Source organism: Halobacillus naozhouensis (genome assembly GCF_029714185.1).
GTDB lineage: Bacteria > Bacillota > Bacilli > Bacillales > Halobacillaceae > Halobacillus_A > Halobacillus_A naozhouensis.
Genome location: NZ_CP121671.1, coordinates 4,118,969 through 4,139,506 on the forward strand (window position 1 = coordinate 4,118,969; position 20,538 = coordinate 4,139,506).

The 20,538-nt window shown below is 40.6% G+C and carries 21 protein-coding genes and 1 tRNA gene; 17 read left to right on the forward strand and 5 right to left on the reverse strand.

The window, feature by feature from the left end; all coding sequences use genetic code 11:
- Positions 1-302: 302 nt before the first annotated feature.
- The 9 genes from P9989_RS20945 to P9989_RS20985 all read left to right on the forward strand — a co-directional run bounded on the left by P9989_RS20945 (position 303) and on the right by P9989_RS20985 (position 9,136).
- Positions 303-2,414, forward strand: a complete 2,112-nt coding sequence (locus tag P9989_RS20945; protein ID WP_283076771.1) for a BglG family transcription antiterminator — start codon at positions 303-305, stop codon at positions 2,412-2,414.
- 22 nt (positions 2,415-2,436) lie between these two features.
- Positions 2,437-2,703, forward strand: a complete 267-nt coding sequence (locus P9989_RS20950) for a PTS sugar transporter subunit IIB (RefSeq protein WP_244755292.1) — start codon at positions 2,437-2,439, stop codon at positions 2,701-2,703.
- A gap of 29 nt (positions 2,704-2,732) precedes the next feature.
- The gene (gene ulaA / locus P9989_RS20955; RefSeq protein ID WP_283076772.1) at positions 2,733-4,100 is read left to right on the forward strand and encodes a PTS ascorbate transporter subunit IIC; all 1,368 of its coding nucleotides are present in this window, start codon (positions 2,733-2,735) and stop codon (positions 4,098-4,100) included.
- Positions 4,101-4,236: 136 nt separating this feature from the next.
- Positions 4,237-5,022: a TerC family protein gene (locus tag P9989_RS20960; RefSeq protein ID WP_283076773.1), complete on the forward strand. Its 786-nt coding sequence runs from the start codon at positions 4,237-4,239 to the stop codon at positions 5,020-5,022.
- Between the two features lie 193 nt (positions 5,023-5,215).
- Positions 5,216-6,268, forward strand: a complete 1,053-nt coding sequence (gene desA / locus P9989_RS20965; RefSeq protein ID WP_283076774.1) for a Delta(5) desaturase DesA — start codon at positions 5,216-5,218, stop codon at positions 6,266-6,268.
- Between the two features lie 159 nt (positions 6,269-6,427).
- Positions 6,428-7,561 carry a sensor histidine kinase gene (locus P9989_RS20970; RefSeq protein WP_283079009.1) on the forward strand — a complete coding sequence of 378 codons (1,134 nt, stop codon included), beginning with the start codon at positions 6,428-6,430 and terminating at the stop codon, positions 7,559-7,561.
- Positions 7,562-8,161, forward strand: a complete 600-nt coding sequence (locus tag P9989_RS20975) for a response regulator transcription factor (protein ID WP_283076775.1) — start codon at positions 7,562-7,564, stop codon at positions 8,159-8,161.
- A 106-nt stretch (positions 8,162-8,267) separates the two neighbouring features.
- Complete coding sequence (locus P9989_RS20980; RefSeq protein ID WP_283076776.1) at positions 8,268-8,501, forward strand: hypothetical protein; 234 nt, start codon at positions 8,268-8,270, stop codon at positions 8,499-8,501.
- A 140-nt stretch (positions 8,502-8,641) separates the two neighbouring features.
- A complete protein-coding gene (locus P9989_RS20985; protein ID WP_283076777.1) occupies positions 8,642-9,136 on the forward strand; it encodes a GNAT family N-acetyltransferase in 495 nt (164 codons plus the stop codon).
- 45 nt (positions 9,137-9,181) lie between these two features.
- Here P9989_RS20985 and selA read toward each other — a convergent pair whose 3' ends face one another.
- From selA to selB, 3 genes are all read right to left on the reverse strand, one after another.
- Complete coding sequence (selA, locus tag P9989_RS20990) at positions 9,182-10,591, reverse strand: L-seryl-tRNA(Sec) selenium transferase (protein ID WP_283076778.1); 1,410 nt, start codon at positions 10,589-10,591, stop codon at positions 9,182-9,184.
- 93 nt (positions 10,592-10,684) lie between these two features.
- The gene (locus tag P9989_RS20995; RefSeq protein WP_283079010.1) at positions 10,685-10,825 is read right to left on the reverse strand and encodes an Rdx family protein; all 141 of its coding nucleotides are present in this window, start codon (positions 10,823-10,825) and stop codon (positions 10,685-10,687) included.
- 88 nt (positions 10,826-10,913) lie between these two features.
- Positions 10,914-12,848 (reverse strand): selenocysteine-specific translation elongation factor, encoded by a 1,935-nt coding sequence (selB, locus tag P9989_RS21000; protein WP_283076779.1) that lies wholly within the window; start codon positions 12,846-12,848, stop codon positions 10,914-10,916.
- Positions 12,849-13,001: 153 nt separating this feature from the next.
- On the opposite strand from selB, the gene P9989_RS21005 reads away from it, so the two are divergent.
- The 7 genes from P9989_RS21005 to P9989_RS21035 all read left to right on the forward strand — a co-directional run bounded on the left by P9989_RS21005 (position 13,002) and on the right by P9989_RS21035 (position 18,554).
- Positions 13,002-13,098, forward strand: a tRNA-Sec gene (locus tag P9989_RS21005).
- A 46-nt stretch (positions 13,099-13,144) separates the two neighbouring features.
- A complete protein-coding gene (locus tag P9989_RS21010) occupies positions 13,145-14,197 on the forward strand; it encodes a glycosyltransferase (RefSeq protein WP_283076780.1) in 1,053 nt (350 codons plus the stop codon).
- A 49-nt stretch (positions 14,198-14,246) separates the two neighbouring features.
- Positions 14,247-15,296 (forward strand): selenide, water dikinase SelD, encoded by a 1,050-nt coding sequence (gene selD, locus P9989_RS21015; protein ID WP_283076781.1) that lies wholly within the window; start codon positions 14,247-14,249, stop codon positions 15,294-15,296.
- A 74-nt stretch (positions 15,297-15,370) separates the two neighbouring features.
- The gene (gene phnD, locus P9989_RS21020; RefSeq protein ID WP_283079011.1) at positions 15,371-16,279 is read left to right on the forward strand and encodes a phosphate/phosphite/phosphonate ABC transporter substrate-binding protein; all 909 of its coding nucleotides are present in this window, start codon (positions 15,371-15,373) and stop codon (positions 16,277-16,279) included.
- Between the two features lie 11 nt (positions 16,280-16,290).
- Positions 16,291-17,046, forward strand: a complete 756-nt coding sequence (gene phnE / locus P9989_RS21025; protein WP_283076782.1) for a phosphonate ABC transporter, permease protein PhnE — start codon at positions 16,291-16,293, stop codon at positions 17,044-17,046.
- A 60-nt stretch (positions 17,047-17,106) separates the two neighbouring features.
- On the forward strand, positions 17,107-17,862 hold the full coding sequence (phnC, locus tag P9989_RS21030; protein WP_283076783.1) for a phosphonate ABC transporter ATP-binding protein: 756 nt from the start codon (positions 17,107-17,109) through the stop codon (positions 17,860-17,862).
- 89 nt (positions 17,863-17,951) lie between these two features.
- Positions 17,952-18,554, forward strand: a complete 603-nt coding sequence (locus tag P9989_RS21035; protein ID WP_283076784.1) for a polysaccharide deacetylase family protein — start codon at positions 17,952-17,954, stop codon at positions 18,552-18,554.
- A gap of 51 nt (positions 18,555-18,605) precedes the next feature.
- Here P9989_RS21035 and P9989_RS21040 read toward each other — a convergent pair whose 3' ends face one another.
- Both P9989_RS21040 and P9989_RS21045 read right to left on the reverse strand, forming a co-directional pair.
- A complete protein-coding gene (locus P9989_RS21040) occupies positions 18,606-18,800 on the reverse strand; it encodes a thioredoxin family protein (protein WP_283079012.1) in 195 nt (64 codons plus the stop codon).
- Positions 18,801-18,989: 189 nt separating this feature from the next.
- Positions 18,990-19,757, reverse strand: a complete 768-nt coding sequence (locus P9989_RS21045) for a redoxin domain-containing protein (RefSeq protein WP_346274879.1) — start codon at positions 19,755-19,757, stop codon at positions 18,990-18,992.
- 265 nt (positions 19,758-20,022) lie between these two features.
- On the opposite strand from P9989_RS21045, the gene P9989_RS21050 reads away from it, so the two are divergent.
- Positions 20,023-20,466 carry a MarR family winged helix-turn-helix transcriptional regulator gene (locus tag P9989_RS21050; protein WP_283076786.1) on the forward strand — a complete coding sequence of 148 codons (444 nt, stop codon included), beginning with the start codon at positions 20,023-20,025 and terminating at the stop codon, positions 20,464-20,466.
- The last annotated feature ends 72 nt before the right edge of the window (positions 20,467-20,538 follow it).

Genomic DNA, 20,538 nt, shown 5'->3' on the forward strand with positions numbered 1-20,538 from the left:
GACTTTTATCCCGAGGAAAAAAGCCACGCTTTTTTTGGTCTGGTTTATCGTGTGGCCTTTCTTGCTTTATCGGCGCTCACTCTTCGAATAGGCCAAATTGGCCTATTCATCATCGTTCGCCCTCCTTAACCAACTATTCGTTCACTTTTGCAAATTTAGTTTATACAAATTATGAACAATGAAACCACTTACATATTGATGCAATAGGGATTATACTTAAGTCAAGTGATGATCATCCACTCATAAACAAGTATAAATTTGCAAATTAAGACAATGAAAATACCGGTAAAGGGGAGAATCACATGGTACTGGATAAAAGGCGTGCACACTTATTATCCGTCATTCGACAATCTACGACTCCCATCCCAACTAAAAATCTGGTCGATAAAATGAAGGTGTCACAACGAACCATTTATTATGATCTTGAGCATATTAATGGCTGGCTTACAGGTCAGGGATTAGATCCAATCGAAAATAAGCATGGCAAGGGATATTTCTTACCTCAACGTTCTAGAAACAAAGTTATTATTTCCAATGAGGAAAGTTTTGACGTTTGGCAATACCAACTATCTAAGCCAGAACGTGAACTGCTCATTAAAGCGAAAATCCTATTAGAAGAACACGATGCCTCCATGAAAACATTCATGGAAATTACCGGGATGAGTCGAGGAACCGTGGCCAAAGCTCTACAAGTTATCAAACAAGATTTTATGCAGCATGGGTTGTTTTTGCATTATAACAAAGGAGTAGGCTATCACTTGAGTGGGTCAGAGGAAGTAAAAAGAAAAATACTTTCAGACCTCCTGTCGACCATTTTCTCTCATGAAAATTGGCATAATGTTCGTCCTGAAGTTCATAAGATGGTTCAACCCGAATCGAAAGACCCTTCCCAAAAACTAGACCGAAGAGAACATGTAAAGAGCCTGCTATACGACGCAGAAGAAAAAATGGGATTAACACTCACAGATGAAATGGTAGAGATGTTATCTCTGCAAATTTTAATTATTATAAGGCGAATTCATTCGAAGAGCTTCATCCATGTGGACTCCGAGGAAAAGGGAATCCTAAAACAAACCGAAGCCTACCAAGCTTCCTTGCTTATCACCCAAAAACTTGAGTATTTATGGGACATTTTATTTCCAGATGATGAAGTTTGTTTTGTTGCAATGAATCTGCTTGGGGCAAAAGTGCAACATGACGATTTTAGTAGATATACCAGACAAGAAATGGCTGGGCTAAAACAAGTCGTTCAACGCATGGTTTCTGACTTCCAAACCTATTCCTGCGTCATATTTGACGATAGACAAGGCCTGGAAGAAAATCTGATCTCCCATATAAAACCAACCTACTACCGGTTGAAATATGGTGTGCAAATCGCGAATGAGCTCTCAGATAGTATACAAGAAAACTATCAGGATATTTATCATTTAACGAAGCGTGTCATGATACACTTAGAATATTATGTCGGTCAACCAATTCCCGACGAAGAAGCCGCCTATATTACCTTACACTTTGGCGGCTGGCTTACTAAGGAGAAGAAAAAGGTAGAAACGAAGTTCAAAGCCATTATTGTCTGTGAAAACGGGATAGGCACTTCTAACATGCTACGATCACAACTAGAAAATTTAATTGCAGGACTAGATGTGACAGCCACCCTTTCTATGAGGGAGTATCAGGCAGGTCACGATCATGCAGATATTATATTTTCTACTAATTTTATTAAACCGAAGAACACCCCTGTTATACATGTCCCAGCTATTTTGACCAACCTTGAAAAAGAACATGTTATGAAGCGGATGAATGAGCTCTTCTATTCCAAAGGTTCTCCAAAAGATCCTACCGACCATGTAATGGAGGTCATAGAGCGTCATGCAACTATTCATGAAAAAGATGAACTTAGGAGATCCTTAAATCAGTTATTGGAGAACAAAACCTCCGGAACAAAGGAGTTAAGAAAACCAATGCTCAATGAATTATTAACCGACCAAACCATTCAATTTAGAGACTCTGTTTCAAGTTGGGAGGAAGCGATTACCTTTGCTGCTCAACCATTGATTGAACAGCATTCTATCCACTCCCATTACGTTAATGCAATGATTGAAAATGTAAACGAGTTAGGTCCTTATATCGTGATCGCTCCACGAATTGCCATTCCACATGCCCGCCCAGAAACAGGGGTGGAACGTTTAGGAATGAGCTTACTTCGGCTGAAAGAACCCGTCTATTTTTCTGAAAAAGAAAAGCATCGGGCACAGCTAGTTATTGTACTGGCTGCGATCGATAACCAGACTCATCTAAAAGCATTAGCCCAGCTGACCGAAGTTTTATCAAACGAGGAAAATGTTGAGCAGTTAATTGCAGCAAATGACAGCAATAGTGTGATTCAGTTGATTAACCAATATGTTCAAGCGTAGAAAATAAGAGGAGGAATTTGAAATGAAAAAAGTATTAGTTGTATGTGGAAATGGATTAGGAAGCAGTATGATTGTTGAAATGAACGTAAAGGCCGCCTTAAAAGATATGGGTAAAGATGCTGAAGTATCTCATACAGACCTAACAACAGCCAAGACAGAACAAGCTGATTTATTTCTAGGTTCTGAAGATATAGTTGAGAGCCTCGAAGATGGAAACAAAAATGTAGTCAAGCTGAAAAACTTAATGGATAAGAACGAGCTCCGTGAAGCATTAGAAAACAATTTGTAATTCAAATTTGAACTAAAGGGGCGTTACAAATGGTTGATTTAATCATGAAAGATATCTTAGGTACTCCCGCTATCCTAGTCGGTCTATTTGCATTAATAGGCCTGCTTGTTCAACGTAAGAATTCAGGGGATGTTGTTTCAGGAACATTGAAAACAGTGATGGGTTTCGTCATTCTTAATGCTGGTGCTAATGTACTTGTCCAATCCCTGGCTCAATTCAGCAGTATGTTTGATGAAGCATTTGCTGTGGAAGGTGTCATTCCAAACAATGAAGCTATCGTCGCCCTTGCTCAAGAAAGTTTTGGAACAGAGACGGCAATGATTATGCTCTTTGGTATGATTGTCAATATTCTCTTAGCACGATTCAGTCCTTTTAAATATATCTTTTTAACCGGACATCATACAATGTTCATGGCATGTCTAATTGCCGTAATCTTAACAACTGGAGGGTTTTCCGGAGCTTCTGTAATCGTTCTAGGTTCCATTATATTAGGAGCCTTAATGGTGCTTTCACCAGCTATGCTTCAACCCTTTACACGTAAAGTGACAGGTTCTGATGATTTCGCAGTTGGACATTTCGGTTCTATTGGATATTTTGTATCTGCCGTTGTTGGAAAATCCGTAGGAAAAGGTTCCAAATCTACGGAAGAAATTAAGGTTCCAAAATCGTTAGGATTTCTACGTGATACATCAGTGTCAGTATCCTTAACAATGGTTATTCTATTTTTCGTAGTTGCCGGGTTTGCAGGTCCTTCATTCGTTGAATCAGAATTAAGTGGAGGTCAAAACTTCCTTGTGTTTGCCTTTATGCAAGGTCTTACATTCGCAGCAGGGGTGTATATTATTCTAGCTGGTGTTCGTATGCTGTTAGGGGAAATTGTACCAGCCTTTAAAGGGATTGCTGATAAGATTGTTCCTAATGCTAAACCCGCCCTTGATGCTCCGGCCATCTTCCCTTTTGCAGGAAACGCTGTGATTATTGGCTTTCTTTGTAGCTTTGCAGCAGGACTTGTCAGTATGTTATTCCTTCCGCTGTTAGGATTAAGTGTAATTGTACCGGGATTGGTTCCTCACTTCTTCACAGGGGCTGCAGCAGGAGTCTTTGGAAACGCAACAGGTGGCCGCCGAGGAGCTGTTTTTGGCTCCATGGCAAATGGTGTAATGATTAGTTTCTTGCCCGCGTTATTACTTCCTGTACTTGGTTCTCTTGGCTTTCAAGGAACCACCTTTGGAGATGCAGACTTTGGTGTAGTTGGAATTGTTCTTGGAAACTTCATTCGCTTGATTGAGTCGAACCTATTCGTTAGTATAGCTATACTCGGGGTGTTGGCTCTCCTATTCATATTAGGAGCGAAAACTAAAGCAAATGTGAATAAAAAGGATATCAATGCGGCTTAACTATATAGAAGAGGGGGAATTCGGGATTTGATCAGAGCTCGAATTCCCCTTTTTTAACGGAAGAGGTCGCCAAGAGTTTATTCCATTTTCCAATAGGGAAAAGACTATCATGTCTAGAGTAGAAAGGTGGTTTCCAATGGGATTATGGCTTGAATACGGATGGGCGCTCCTCGTGATCATCGGCCTAGAAGGATTACTATCAGCTGATAACGCCCTCGTCATGGGTGTACTCGTAAAAAACCTCCCTGAAAAGAAACGAAAAAAAGCTTTATTTTACGGAATCTTCGGGGCATATGTTTTTAGATTTGCTGCCTTATTTGCTATCTCTTTTGTTGTGAATATATGGCAAATCCAAGCGATTGGCGCAGCTTACTTAATATATTTAGGTGTTAAGAATGTGATACAGAACAAGAAAGAGGATCAAGAGAAATCCAAATCCGATTCCAATTCACAATCCGATAGCAGCCAGAGCTTGTGGAAGGTTATTGCTAAAGTGGAGTTTACGGATATTGCCTTTGCTATCGATTCTATTCTTGCTGCCGTTGCTATCGCTGTAGCCCTGCCTAACACACCCCTGCCGAGCTTCGGGGGCATGGATGGCGGGAAATTTTTAGTTGTCTTCATTGGGATGGCCGTTGGTCTGGCTTTTATACGATTCGCAGCCAACTATGTCGTCAAATATATGAGGAAATATCCCGTTCTAGAAAAAGCAGCATTCATTATTGTCGCATGGGTCGGGGTAAAACTTGCGATTCACACACTTGCACATCCTGATGTTCAATGGGGCTTGGTTCCAGAAGGCTTCACCCACCACACGTGGTGGAAAATTACGTTCTGGGGAGTTATGGCTTTAATTGTCATTATAGCGATAATATTTTCTAAGAAAGGTGCAAATAAAGAAGAAGAAGCTAGTTCTTCTTAGTCTAGAACTCAACTAACACTATAGAAGCAAAGTGTCTGTCCCCAGCATCAGGGACAGACACTTTTTATTCTCGTTGTGAATCCATACATGACATTTATCATATACCTCACCTGACGTTTATGTCTTATAACTCCCTGGTATTTTACCTATAATAAAGATATAAATAAAGTTTGTAACACTAAGGAGTAATCCCATGAGTATACAAAAACAGACTGAACTGAAAAAGAATGTAGCTTCGTTTGCTAAAGCAGATACAACCGCAGGGGTAAGGCAGTTAATCAATACACTTGTACCTTTTTTCTTGCTTTGGTTTCTTGCCTACCAGAGCCTGGCCGTTTCCCTTTGGCTGGCGATCCCGTTAGCTATGGTGGCCGGTGGCTTCGTTATTAGAATCTTTATCATTTTTCACGATTGCACGCACCAGTCATTTTTTAAAAATAAAAAAGCCAACCGCATTATTGGAACAATTACCGGAATTCTTACCTTGTTCCCTTTTGAAAAGTGGAAACGAGATCACTCCATTCACCACGCCACAAGTAGTAATTTAGATAAACGCGGTACAGGAGATGTGTGGGTGATGACAGTCGATGAATATGTGGCTGCAACTTTCTGGGGCAGACTGGCGTACCGTCTCTACCGCAATCCAATTATAATGTTTGGATTAGGACCGATCTACCTGTTCTTAATCTCAAATCGCTTCAATCGTAAAGGTGCGAAACGTAAGGAGCGACTGAACACATATGTAACGAATGCTTCCGTAGCTATCATTTACAGCCTTTTAATCTGGGCGATTGGGTGGCAGGCGTTTCTGATCATACAAGTTCCAATTCTTTATGTGTCAGGCACACTTGGGATTTGGCTGTTTTATGTTCAGCATCAATTCGAAGATTCATATTTTGAAGAAGAAGACCAGTGGGATTTTGTTAAGGCAGCTGTTGATGGAAGCTCCTACTACAAGCTACCGAAAATCCTGCAATGGGTGTCAGGAAGTATTGGGTTCCACCATGTTCACCATTTAAGTCCAAGAGTTCCTAATTATAAATTGGAAGAGGCGCATGAATCCACGCCTCCTTTACAAAAGGCAACGACCATTACACTTGCTTCTAGTTTGAAATCGATTAGGTTTCGTCTATATGATACTGAAAACAAGACGTTTGTCAGCTTTAAGGAAGTTAAACCGCTTCTACGCAACGCGAAGTCTGGCAGCACGCTCCCAAATAAGCAGCCTAGCTTGCAAGAGAAATAATATCCATGCGAAAAATCCCATTCCATACGTATTGGATGGGATTTTTCCTTGTTTATATATCGGTTCACTATGTAGTAAGATGGAAAGAACAGACTAGAAACACTGGTATAATGACCTTATGGGAAGAGCCTTCTACTGAAAACAATGGAGGAGACAATTATGCAGCATTGGTATCACATTATCCCGAAAAACACAGGCTTAAGTTCGTATATTTGGATTATTTTCTGTGGACTGCCTTTCTTTTTCATTTTCCGATCATCGTCCATAGTCGAAATTATTTTTGGTATTTTTATGATCTTATTATTTTTCCTTTCTTATCGTCTCTCTTTTATTTCTAATAGTGGGGTTGTTTATTTGTGGGTCAGTATAGAAATGGCGATAAGTATGATTATGACGATGTTTTTCGGGTACATTTACTTTTCATTGTTTATTGCTTTTTTCATCGGAAACATCAAAAGTAAGGCCGGTTTTCTTACGTTATACGTCATTCATCTTGTTAGTACAATAGCGGTAACTGCACTTGTTTTTTTTACAAAGAGCCCATTACTATTTACGCAATTGCCTTTTATCATCATTAGTATGATCGGTGTGATCCTGCTCCCTTTTACAATATACAACCGCAATAAGCGGCTAAAATTAGAGGGTCAATTGGAGGATGCTAATAAGCGCATTTCCCAATTAAGAGTAATTGAAGAAAGAGAGCGCATCGCCCGCGATCTTCATGATACTCTAGGTCAGAAACTGTCCCTTATCGGGTTAAAAAGTGATTTGGCCGGAAAGTTAATGGACACTAAACCTGACACCGCAAGAAATGAAATTCACGATATCCACCAGACGGCACGCACAGCGCTAAAAGAAGTTCGAGAGATGGTTTCCAACATGAAGGGATCCAAACTTGAAGATGAAATGATCCGTGTCCAACAGATATTGGAAGCCGCACAAATAGAGTTCCATTTCGAAGGGGAGTCAGAGCTAACCCATACCCCTTTATTAGTTGAAAACGTACTAAGTATGAGTTTGAAGGAGGCCGTTACCAACGTTGTCAAACATAGTAAGGCTACCTCCTGCAGCGTGACCGTTAAACAGACACCTAAGGAAACAGTTATTGCTGTGGAAGATAATGGTGTAGGCGTTCCAACTAAGAAAGATGTTTCTAAGGGGCATGGACTTCAAGGTATGAAGGAACGTCTTGAATTTGTAAATGGCAGCCTGGATGTGTCATCTTCCAACGGCACAACCCTTCATATTCGTGTACCTAATGTTATTAAACAAACTAAACGGGAGGGGTTGTAATTGATTCGAATTGTTATTGCTGAAGACCAGCAAATGCTGTTAGGGGCTCTTGGTTCTCTTCTGGATTTAGAAGAAAATATGAAAGTTGTAGCGAAAGCCAAAAACGGTGAGGAAGCATGTACTCTAGTAAAAACACACAATCCTGATATTTGTATTATGGACATAGAAATGCCATTAAAGAGCGGTCTTGATGCAGCAGAAGAGCTGAAAGAGCATCCTTGCAAAGTGATCATTTTAACCACATTTGCTCGATCAGGCTATTTTGAACGTGCGCGACAGGCCGGTGTCAGCGGGTATCTATTAAAAGACAGCCCCAGTGAGGAACTAGCCAATTCCATTCGCACCATCATGGAAGGACAACGTATTTTTGCCCCTGAATTGGTTGATATGGCGTTTGGAGATGAAAATCCACTTACGGAACGTGAAAAGCAGGTCATTCAACTGATGGCTGATGGAAAAAATACGAAGGAAATTTCGAGTCAGCTTTATATTACTCCTGGTACAGTACGGAATTATATTTCTGTCATTCTCGATAAGCTTGAGGTGAGTAATCGAATTGAAGCCATTTCTCGTTTTAAGGAGAAGGGCTGGTTTAAATAATAGGCTAGGAGAGAAAGCTTCAGCCTTAAAGGACTACGACAGCCCTATTAGCTGTACACTTAATAACATAATTATTATGTTTTCCGTGTTTAAGTAGAGGGAAATAATGATTTGGAGAATATGGCTATTATTGGAGGATTTCATCGTGATCGTTTCAGGTACCATTCGTTACAACCATAATCATGTAGATTTTGAGGTAAAGCTCCCTCATGAAGAGGTGAAGGATGAATCCACTCCTGACCCTGCAGCTAAAAAGGCTATTATAGACGCGGTTAATCGAAAATTCCGTGTGAAATATCCTTCTACAAGTACGTTAGATTCGTTGCATATTAGAAACTAGAGGTTTCTGATTAAAAGTCTGTTCGGTGTTTCGATGTGGATGGAAGCACTCCGAATAGGCTTTTTTCTTACACAATTCCCCCTATAATTGAGTGATAATAGATTATAGCAGATACATATAAGGAGAAGGAGCGTGTAGAAGTGAAGGAAATTCTTGAAGCAAGGCCAGAGGATGCATCAGAGATTCTGCGCATACAAAAAAAGGCGTATAGGAGTGAAGCTGAACTATATAACGACTATGATATCCAACCTTTAAAACAAACCCTATCAAGTGTGGAACAAGATTTTGAGAGCCATTTCATATTAAAATATCTACTCGATGGCAAAATTGTCGGATCCGTCAGAGCTATTGAAGAGAACGGAACTTGCCTCATCGGTAAGTTAATGGTCGATCCAGAATTCCAGGGAAGAGGAATTGGTAAAGAGTTGATGCATGAAATTGAGGGTTTGTATAGTAATGTTCGCTTTGAGTTGTTTACAGGAAATAAAAGCACCAAAAACATAACTTTTTACGAAACATTAGGTTACACAGGTTATAAAACCGAGCAATTACCTCGCGAAGACACAGTATTTCTATTTATGGAAAAAAACCCGAAAAGTAAAATGGTAAATTCCCCCACCTCAGGTCATCCATAATATGGATGACCTGAGGTGGATATAATTGGAATGTGAAAGATAGGCTTAGTTTCTCTGACTTATAGTTGAGAACCCTTCGATAAGCTCTTTCATTTCTTTTTCTGCAATGGTTCGAAAGTCGACACACACTCGCTCATCTTGTATTCGGGTAACGATAACAGGTGTATGCGCCCTTAATTTGGCTGCCAGTTCATGGGCAGAAAGAAAAGCATGATGGATAGCGGCAATATAGGTAGGGAGATGCACACCAGGCATCGTACCTCCTCCTACTTGGGAAGTGCTTTCTTGAATGTCCACCTGATAGGAGGATGTCTGCGCTTGCAGCTCATCCGAAAAAAATTCCGCTTGTCTTCTTATATCCTCAGCAGCCCTTGTAACATCACGAACGGTGGGAAGTTCATCAGTTACCGAATCTTCTGAGACGTATGACTTTAACGTTTGCTCTAATGCGGCGAACGTCATTTTGTCCACCCTCAACACTCTCGCTAATTGATGTTTTTTCAGCTTTTGTACGATGTCTTTCTTTCCTGCAATAATACCTGCTTGCGGACCACCCAATAATTTATCGCCGCTAAAGGAAATCACATCAACTCCGGAGCCAATCACTTCCTTCACCGCTGGCTCATCACCTATTCCATGTGCTGTAAAATCAAAAAGAGAACCACTCCCTAGATCCTCATAGAACACCACGTCCCGATCATTTTTTAAAGCAACCAGATCCTCTGTGGCGACGCTTTCTGTAAAACCAACGGTCATAAAATTACTCGTATGAACTTTCATTATCATAGCCGTTTCCTCACTAACGGCCTTTTCATAATCGAACAGATGGGTTTTATTAGTTGTGCCTACTTCTACCAGATGGGCCCCACTCTCTTCCATAATCGACGAGACACGAAACGATCCGCCGATTTCCACGAGCTGTCCGCGAGAAACAATGACTTCCCGCTCTTTAGCTAATGCACTTAACACGAGAAAGACCGCAGCTGCATTGTTGTTTACCACCATGGCAGCCTCTGCCCCGGTTACCTCTTTGAGCAAATCTTCAATAATATCATGACGAGATCCGCGCTTACCTGCCTCTACTTGATATTCGAGATTGGAATAATTGCGAGCAACATCTGCTACATGCCGCACCGCCTTTTCACTCAGTCGGGATCGGCCCAAATTCGTATGTAACACTGTACCCGTCCCATTAATTACCCGTGTTAAACGATCCAGCGTCCACTGCTCAACCCTTTTTTCTACATGTTGAAAAATAACTACCTCTATGCCATCGTTAAAAAATCCGTTTGGAATATGGTTATTCAAAATTCGCTGCCGTAAATCGCCCATCTCTTGTTGTAAGAATTTGGTTAATTGACCTTTAGTGATAGCAAAATTAGCTAAGATGCGTTCAAACCGTTCCTCCTTTTGCAATTCGTGAATAGGGGGCAACTGCCTTAAATATTGCTTCATCCTTTTCAATCCTCCATTGAACTCCTCTTTGCACAAAAATCTAAAAAAAGATGCCTCAAACTAGTTTCGTTCCATGAGGCACCTTGTGGACAGTCATACTTGTTTCTCCATCACTTCAATCATTTGATTTACTTCAGGATATTCCTTCGTTTCAAGCTTTGAATGAATCTTTTTGCCATTAACAGTAATTTCAAAAGCTCCTCCCGAACTTGGGATCAGCTCTATGGAAGTAATGTCAGTGCGAAAATGAGTAAATAATTGTTCCGCAAAACTTGCGGCTTTTGGTGAATAGTTTCACTGCATGCAAAATTCTATCGTAACCTTATAACTCATTATGTTCCCCTCCCTCTAAGTTTTCACTATTGCTCATCCATTTTCGTTCATCCTCAATGCGGGTTGTTATTTTCAACTGATCAAGCATCTCTAAAAATGGGATTAAATATTTTCTAGATACATCCAGGATATCTTTCGCCTCTTTTATATCAAAAGTCTCGTCCGTTTGCTGCTTCAGTTTAGCTAAAGCTGCATCAACAGCTGATCGGTGGATCAGTCTATCGTTCATAATTCGAAACGCTTGTTTTGTTTGCACAAGATATAAAGCTAGCTCGTCAGCATCATGCTTCGATAGCAAGGTGCCTGTAATATACTCCTCCCATTTCTTTACGGTGACCCCATCCTTATCGAGGGTGTTGATCACCTCAAGCATCCTTTGCTTCCACTGTCTTGGTAAATACGGGTGAAACCCTGCCAAAGAAACAAATTGTTCTTCCTTATCCAAGTTACCCTTTTGAACTAACTGATTCAAACTGTATTCAATCATCATCTTCGAGTACAACCCACTTAGCATCTGGACAATCTCTGCCTTACTAATGCCCAATCTCATAGGATACTCCTGATGATAGTTTTCAAGCCGGGATATGATTTCATCTTTTATCTTATTAAATGTTTTCGTTAGCCCATATGTTTGCCTATTTACCTCGATAAGATACCCCGCTTCTAACCCTTCAGCAACCGCACGATTTACTACATGTTCATCCAGAGAGGTATACTGAATCAACTGTTTCACGTCAAGTAATGTATGCTGGCTTAGTACGTCTTCAATCAAATCTTCTGGGGTGCTTTGCTTCTTATTTTGCAGCATATCAATGGTTGCCTTGCCGAAACGATATTTGCCACCTTCAGGCTGAATGACCCAGCCTCCCCCGATTGTTTCTACAGGAGTCGGCCGCCTCAAAATGAAACGGTCACCGCGCCGAACAACAATTTCTTCGTCTAGTTGAATTTGACAAAGAATTTCTCCGTCTGCCTGCTTCAATTCATTTCTGTCAAAAAACACAATTCTCCCCATAACTTCAGACGTACCCACATGAATTTTTACCGGCATGCGTTGTTTTACTGAGGTACGGAGCTCTTCTACAAACCGAAGGGAAACGTCAATGGTTTTTGTAACCAAGAAATGATCGGAAGCAACTAGCACATCCCCCCGACGAACATCATCTTTATCAACCCCTCCAAGGTTGATCGCCGTTCTTTGTCCCGCCCGTGCAATGTGCTGTTCTTCATGATGGACCTGTATTTGACGGGCTCTGACTTTGTGATCCTTAGGAAGTAACCTTAACTGACTTCCTTGTTGAACGATTCCTTCATAGGTCGTCCCCCTGACAATGGTACCTTGTCCCTTTACAGTAAAGACTTGGTCAACGGGCAGTCGAAACGAGCCATATGCATCCCGGCTTCCGACCAATTTCAATTCACTGATAATCGTTTGATTCAGATTATCTATCCCTCTTCGTGAAATACCATCCACATAAACAAAAGGAGCATCGTGAAAAATCGTTCCTGCAAGCCCATCTTTAATATCTTCTGTAACGAATTCCAACATCTCCTCATCCACACGGTCCACTTTTGAAATAGCTACAATACAATGCTCAATACCAAGAAACTCTAGTATTTCCAGATGTTCTTTTGTTTGTGGCATAACTCCTTCATCTGCAGCGATCACGAGCACAACGAGATCAATGCCGGCAACGCCCGCAATCATTTGGCGGATAAACCGCTCATGTCCGGGGACATCGATGATTGAAATATTGACTCCTTCTTCTATTTGTAAAGGGGCATAACCCAACTCAATCGAAATACTCCGCTCCTTCTCTTCTTTCAAGCGGTCTGTATCCACACGGCTTAATGCTTTTGTCAGGGTCGTTTTTCCATGGTCAATATGCCCTGCCATGCCAATCGTAAAATACGTGTCACTCATTTTCGTCACCCGTTTCTGTATTTACCTAATACTTCTATCTTAATAAGGAACGAAACCTGGTTCAAGTTCTGCGATTTGCTAACTTATGCTCCCCAAACCCATTTCTTGAATTAAAAAATGATCTCCGTGTATAATGTGAGTATTCACTTATACGGGGTTGGATGGGTGACTGGTGTTCCCCTGGGTCTTCAAAACCCTGAGGGAGGCGCGTGCCGTCTCCGGTGGGTTCGATTCCCACACAGTCCCGCCATACATAAATAATACAAAATAGATCGTCATTTGGGCGGTCTTTTTTTATGATTTTCGGAAAAGATAAAACAAATTACCAAGCATTTGATACTGTATTAAGGATGATTCATGTGAAAATTTTGCTGGCCTCGCCAAATTTCCATCAACCACGAGGCAATACCGTAACCGTCCAAAGGATTGCAGACAGTTTAGCGAAACTAACCATTGATACAGAGATCATTTCAACAACCGAGAAGGAATGGACGTCCCTTCCGGAAGCTGATCTCGTTCACGGGTTCCACGCTTATCATTTTTACAAGTTTATGCAATCATTAGACAAGAAACCTGAGCCGTATATAGTTACCATTACAGGAACTGATCTCAATCATGATTTGTTTGATGAGAATAAGCGAGAGGATGTTTTTGCATCTCTAAGAGGAGCTGCGGCCATCCACGTCTTTGATGACAAAGCCAAAAGCGTTATCACGAATGAACTGCCGGACGTAGAAGATAAAGTTTTTACGATTGCCCAAGGAAACAGTGATTTCCCAGAAGAGATCCCCCCTGTCGAAAAAGAAGAAAATTCATTTCTATTTGTATTGCCGGCAGGAATCAGGAAAATTAAAAATGTTCCTGCTGCTATTCAAATGATGGAAAATCTTCATGAAAAATTCCCGACTGTTCGACTTTGGCTAGTCGGGCCTATAATTGAAGAAGAAGAAGGGAAAACTGTACAAGAACTCGTTAGACAACATGACTGGATCCAATACTTGGGACAAGTACCCCATTCCACTATGGGATCCATTTATCAACGCGCGGATGTTGTAATAAACACCTCCCATTCAGAGGGCCAGCCTTCTGCTCTAATAGAAGCAATGGGGTATGGTATTCCTGTTTTAGTGTCCAATAACCCCGGGAACCAGAGTATTGTTACACATCAAAAAACGGGTTTTGTCTATAGCAGCCCAAACGAATTTCTTGATTATAGCGAGCAAATCATTAATAATAACGAGATAAAACAAAAGATTGGGCAGCAGGCTAAACAATATATTATCGAGCACCACTCAAACACCTATGAAGCCAATGCTTTCGTTACTATTTATAAAAATATCATGAAATAGAGGCAGCATGCCCATCTTTGTTTCCTTTAAGAGGAAAGGAGTGTATACGATGGTTGGACAAGAAAACATAAAATTAACTTCTCTATCTAGTAAAGGTGGCTGAGGCTGCAAAATTGGTCCTGAAGACCTGACGCAAGTTTTGCGTCATTTACCAAAATCTGTAGCCGACCCGAATTTACTGGTTGGATTGGACACCTCTGATGATGCAGGTGTTTATAAGATCAACGAGGAAACAGCCCTCGTTCAAACATTAGATTACTTTACTCCCATAGTCGACGATCCCTATATGTTCGGCCAAATTGGAGCGGCGAATGCTTTAAGTGATGTGTACGCGATGGGCGGCAAACCGATTACTGTTATGAATATCGTCGGCTTCCCTGTCAATACATTAGATAAAAGTATTCTGGCGGACATCCTGGCAGGAGCCTCTGACAAAGTCAGTGAATCTGGCGCTGTTTTAGTAGGTGGACACTCCATTGACGACCAAGAGCCAAAATTTGGCCTGTCTGTTACAGGAACTATTCATCCAGAACAAATACGGGCCAATGCTGGAGCTAAGCCAGGTGATCGACTCATTTTGACCAAGCCGATCGGTGTAGGGATTTTAACTACAGCTATCAAGAAAGATTTGCTCAACGAGGACGAACTGAATGAAGTCATGAACGTTATGGCTGAGTTAAACAAAAAAGCAGCCGAGACTATGAAGGACTATACGGTTCATGCATGTACAGACGTCACAGGCTTTGGCCTGCTTGGTCATACCCTTGAGATCGCTAAGGGAAGTCATGTAGGGATAACTGTCTCAAATAAAAATGTTCCTGTTTTGTCCAAAACAAGAGAACTTGCTGAACAAAATATCATCCCGGGAGGTACACGTAAGAATCATCAGTGGCTCGCTGAGAATATTGACTATGATCCACACATTAGTGAAATCGATCAATTCATTCTTTGTGATGCCGTGACATCGGGCGGACTCCTTATCTCTGTACCTGAAGCAGAAGCTGAATCATTGCAACGAGAACTAAAGAATAACCATGTCCAATCCGCCATTATTGGTGAAGTGACTCATGAACATGAAGGTCGAATTCATGTTATTTAAAATAAGGGCTCTGCTTGAGCCCTTATTTTATAGCAGAAAACATTTTTGAACTTATATTTAATGAGGTGAACATGATGAAAAAATGGCTGTTAGCCGTCTTATTACTTAGTCTTGCCTTGATTATAACAGCGTGTGGTGAAAGCAATGAGAAATCCGGGCAAGAAAAATCTGGAGAAAAACAAGCCGGAAAGAACTTTACAATCGGTGTTATCCCTGCCCAGACAGAAGGGGCGATGAATGACGCCATGAATAAACTTCAATCCATTTTAAATAAGAAGTTGAACCGTGAAGTAAATATTGAAGTGTATCCTGATTATAACGGTGTTGTGGAAGCCATGAATTACGATAAGATCGACATGGCTTATTTAGGACCGCTAACCTATGTTATTGCCCACGAAAAGAGCGGGGCAAAAGCTATCATCACTCAATTAATTGATGGAGAACCTTTTTATCATTCCTATGTCATTACTCATAGTGACCACCCATGGAATTCCTTAGATGAAATGTTGCAAAATCCTGAAGAAGTCGCCTTTGCTTTTGGCGACCCAAATTCGACATCTGGTTCCCTAATTCCGTCTATTGAGCTAGAGGAGCGTGGGGTTTATAAAAGCATGGAGAAAAACCAATTTAAGTCTGTACGTTACACAGGCTCGCACGATGCATCAGCTTTAGCTGTCCAAAATAAGCAAGTGGACGCTGCCGCTATAGATAGCGCCATCTTCCATCAACTAGTTGAATCAGGCAAAATAGATGATAAACAGCTTCGAGTTATATGGGAGTCCGATAAGATTTTCCAATATCCGTGGGCTGTTCATAAAAATACAGATCAAGAAACCATCCAAAAGCTACAGGAAGCATTTCTTTCAATCAAGGATCAAGAAATTCTTGACGCATTCGGTGCCACAGGGTTTACAAAAGCAAGCAATGAAGATTATAAGAACATCAGGCAAGCTGCCCTTAAACAAGGAATTATTGAAGAGTAGAGTTGATCTTAATGTGGTTTAAAAGACGAAACATCCTAACGGTTGTCCTTCTTATTATATTCATTTACTTCAGTATGAAGCTGACTGAATTTGATTTAACGAAATTTAAAGATTTCCGTAATATGATTGATTTCATGTCGCAATGGTTTCCTATTAATTTTTCAAACCTTTCAGGAATAATTAGAGATACATTGCAAACATTGGCTATGGCATTTCTAGGCAGTTTATTAGGTCTGATAATCGCTTTACCCATAAGCTTCATAGCCGCCCGAAACACATCGCCATCCCCCATTATTTATCACTTTTGGCGGGTATTCCTAAGTTTCATTCGATCTGTACCAGAAATTGTCTTTGGACTGATTTTATTAACAGCGCTTGGGCTCGGTCCCTTCCCCGCTGTTATTGCCATCATGCTTCACAATATCGGTGTGCTGGGAAAATTAATTTCAGAATTAATTGAGGCCGCCGATCCTGGCCCTCAGGAAGCAATGAAGACCGTGGGAGCAAAGGGGTGGATCGTCTCCCTCTTTAGCATTTTGCCACAGATATGGCCCAATGTACTTTCCCATTATTTCTATCGTTTCGAAGTCGCAATCCGAACATCACTGATTCTAGGATTTATTGGCGGTGGAGGGATTGGGCAGCGATTATTTAATGATTTTAAGACCTTCCAATATCCATCTGTTTCGCTTGATGTCTTAATCATCATGATCTTGGTGATTATCGTTGATTTATTCGGAGGATATGTGAGAAACAGGGTCATTTAAGGGGACTTCAGCTAATTAGGCTCTTGAAAGAGGACGATTAGTAAGAAAGGAGGCCGGCAAATGATTGAGATGAAGAATGTTTCCGTTCGTTATCCAGGAACAAAGTTTGATGCGCTTTCTGATATCCATTTAACCTTTGAAAAAGGTGATTTTGTTTGCATTCTTGGTAAAAGCGGTGCTGGGAAGTCCACGTTTATCCGTTGTATTAACGGATTACAGCAGCTGACGCAAGGCGAAGTTTTTTTAGACGGCAAACAGGTTTCCAATATGAAAGAAGAACAATTGCGTCAGGTCCGCTTGGAGATGGGGATGATTTTTCAGCATTTCAACCTGATCCCACGTATGAGTGTCATACAGAATGTCTTAACTGGAATCTTTGGTTACCGTAGTAATTTTAAAAACTTAATCGGCCTGTTTTCTGCAGATGAACTGGAACAAGCCAAACGCATAATCTCCGAAGTCGGTCTCTCAGACATGATGGACCGCAGAGTCGAACGGTTAAGCGGCGGCCAGAAACAAAGAGTAGGCATTGCACGTGCTATGGTCCAGCAGCCAAGAATCTTACTAGGAGATGAACCCGTAGCCAGTCTGGATCCAGGGACATCTAACCATATTTTCAAACTGCTGAAAGAGATGCATCAACGTCTTGACTTACTGACTATTATAAATGTACATGATATAGATCTGGCTAAACGTTATGCAACAAGAGTTCTAGCCCTTAAAGATGGGAAACTAATCTTCGATGGCCACCCTGATGAATTCGCAGAAAGTAACTATAAGGAAACGTATGAATCATCTGATCATCTATTTATTTGATCACAGATAATTGTTTTTTAAGACCACCTATATAACGGGGAGGAAAAATAATGATAAAAAGTCCATGAGTAGTCGATTGTACAAGGGTCGTGTACGACTCTCAAGATTCAAATATTGTCACCTCTGCCCCAAGTAAAACCGACAAGTCCGTTGTGTTAACTTTTGATGATGGACCAAGCAAAGTGTTAACACAGATACTAGATATCTTAGATGCTGAAAACGTGCCAGCGGTGTTCTTCTGGCAATCTCGGCTTTTATATTCAAAGAGGCCTTGGAAAAGAGTATTGCAGGAAGGGCATATCATTGGTTCACATACCACAAAGCATCCAAATATGGTTAAGCTCTCCTATGAAAAGCAATATAAGGAAATCCAAAACAGTATTACGAAGATTGGGCGGATTACAGGGAGTAAAGTTGAATATTTCCGGCCTCCATTCGGTCAATATAACGCTGATACGGTTAAAGCAGCTAACCAATTGAATGTAACACCGATTATGTGGAGAATTGCATCTATTGATTGGGAATTAAAAGAGGACCCTAATCAAATCATTACTAACGTCATCGATCATCTGGAAGACGGAGCCATTATTCTTATGCATGAACTTACACAGACGGTTGAAATTTTGCCAGAATTGATCAAAGCGATCAGAGAAAAGGGATACAATTTTAAGCTGTTAAATGAAACGAACTAATAGTAAAGCAGGCGCCTCACCATTTCCTGAGACGCCTGCTTTTCTTCTTTATTAAGATTGGGCGAAGTCTTTCACCTGCTCTTCTGGAGCAAAGCCGACAGAACGGTCCACTTCTTCTCCTTCTTTAATCAAGATTAAGGTTGGAATACTTTGTACTCCAAACTGTCCAGCTAAATCTGAAGATTGGTCCACATCAACGTAGTAAAAATCAACATCATCGAGCTGTTCAGATACGCTTGAGACCACCGGTCCCAATTGACGACAGCCTGGTCACCAGTCTGCCCCAAATTCGAGTACAATCGGTTGACTCATATTTTTAGTTAGCGTTGCATATTCTTCGGCCGTAATTGTTTTAGCCATTTTAAAACCTCCTTACTTGTATTATTTCTTAGCTAGATTCTAAATATTCTTCTATCAAGCTTCGCAGATATCCGCTCACGTTCCGGGAATATAACACCCTTCCGGACCACATACCATGCCATCTTTCAATTGAGCTTCTTCCTGCTTTTCTTTTTCCAGCTGCCTTTGCTGCCATTCTATATCAATTGTTGGTGTGAATTTTTCAGGGTAGAGGAGATACCAACGTTGCTTCCGAATTAAAAAGTTGTCTGAATCGAGCCGTAACGCTTCATCAAGTTCTTGAATAGCCTTGTCTTTTTTATCGTTTTTAGAATATTCCATAGCGAGCTTAAATTTCGTCTCTGCTAGTTGTCTTTCTACACCAGAAGCGGCGTTCTTCGGCTGATAATATGGATCATCTAATTCAACTTGATCCACTTCTTTATTTATAAGTTTTACTACAGCTTGAACATGATCTTCATCATCTACCTTAAAACCTTGTTTTAAAAGACGAATAGTCCCATTCTCATCAATAAAGATTCCATTTGGAACCACTTTGAACCCAAAGTGATTAGCTAGTTGATTTTCCTCGTCAACGACTGTTGTAAAGCTCGTGTCCTCAATATAGGGCTTAACAACTTCAGCACCTTGGACATCAACCGCTACAGAAAGGACCTCAAAGTTTGCATTCTTATGCTGATTATAAAAAGATTGCCATCCAGGCAATTGTTCACGGCATCTTCACCAGGAGGCCCACATAAAGATTAACGTTTGTTTCCCTTGATAATCATCGATAGATACTTTGTTTCCATCAACATCTTTTAATGTGAAATTCGGAATCTTTTCCTTTAACATGCTGATCATCTCCTTTTCTCTTTAGTTTAAAACATGTAGCGTTATATCAAAAATAGTTTGTTTGTACAGCTGGATAATCAGAATCAAAAAGTAGGAAAATGTATAATTAACCCACCTCAGGTCATCCAGTTTTTGGATGACCTGAGGTGGGTTTAATTTGATCCATCTAATTATTTTTGAGTAATTATATCTTAAAAGGGCGTTATTATCGATTATCCGCACTTTACAACTTAGAATGTTTGAATTAAAATTTAAATTTGTGAGGTGAGCAACCATGGATGAATATTCGTTTGTGAACATAGATATGTTAGTAGATTCTTACAATGAGTTATCGGATAAGATGACGAAACACCGAGTTTATGCCTATATACGTCATTTAAAGAAAAATGACTTAACACCCAACCAGTATTCTATTTTACACTTTATAGAGCATAATGGACCCTGCTCTTCTATTAAGTTGGCCGAGCATATGGAATTAAAGGCTGCGACAATTACCTATTTGGTAGATTCCCTTGAAAAAAGAGGTTTGGTAAGCAGAACACCTAATCCTCAAGACCGCAGGAGTCACCATGTCACTTTTACAGAAGAAGGAAGAAAGATTGTCCTGGGTACTTCTGAGGAAAAGAATCAAGCTATTATGAATTCTTTTGAAAATTTGAACCGAGATGAGCTTGAGTCTCTGTACATTATGATTAATCTATTAAACCGCAAGTTGTAAGCTAATGACTGGAACTACTGGACTCCACTTGAACATTTGGGTGGGGCCTTTTCATTTCATTCGTTACTATTT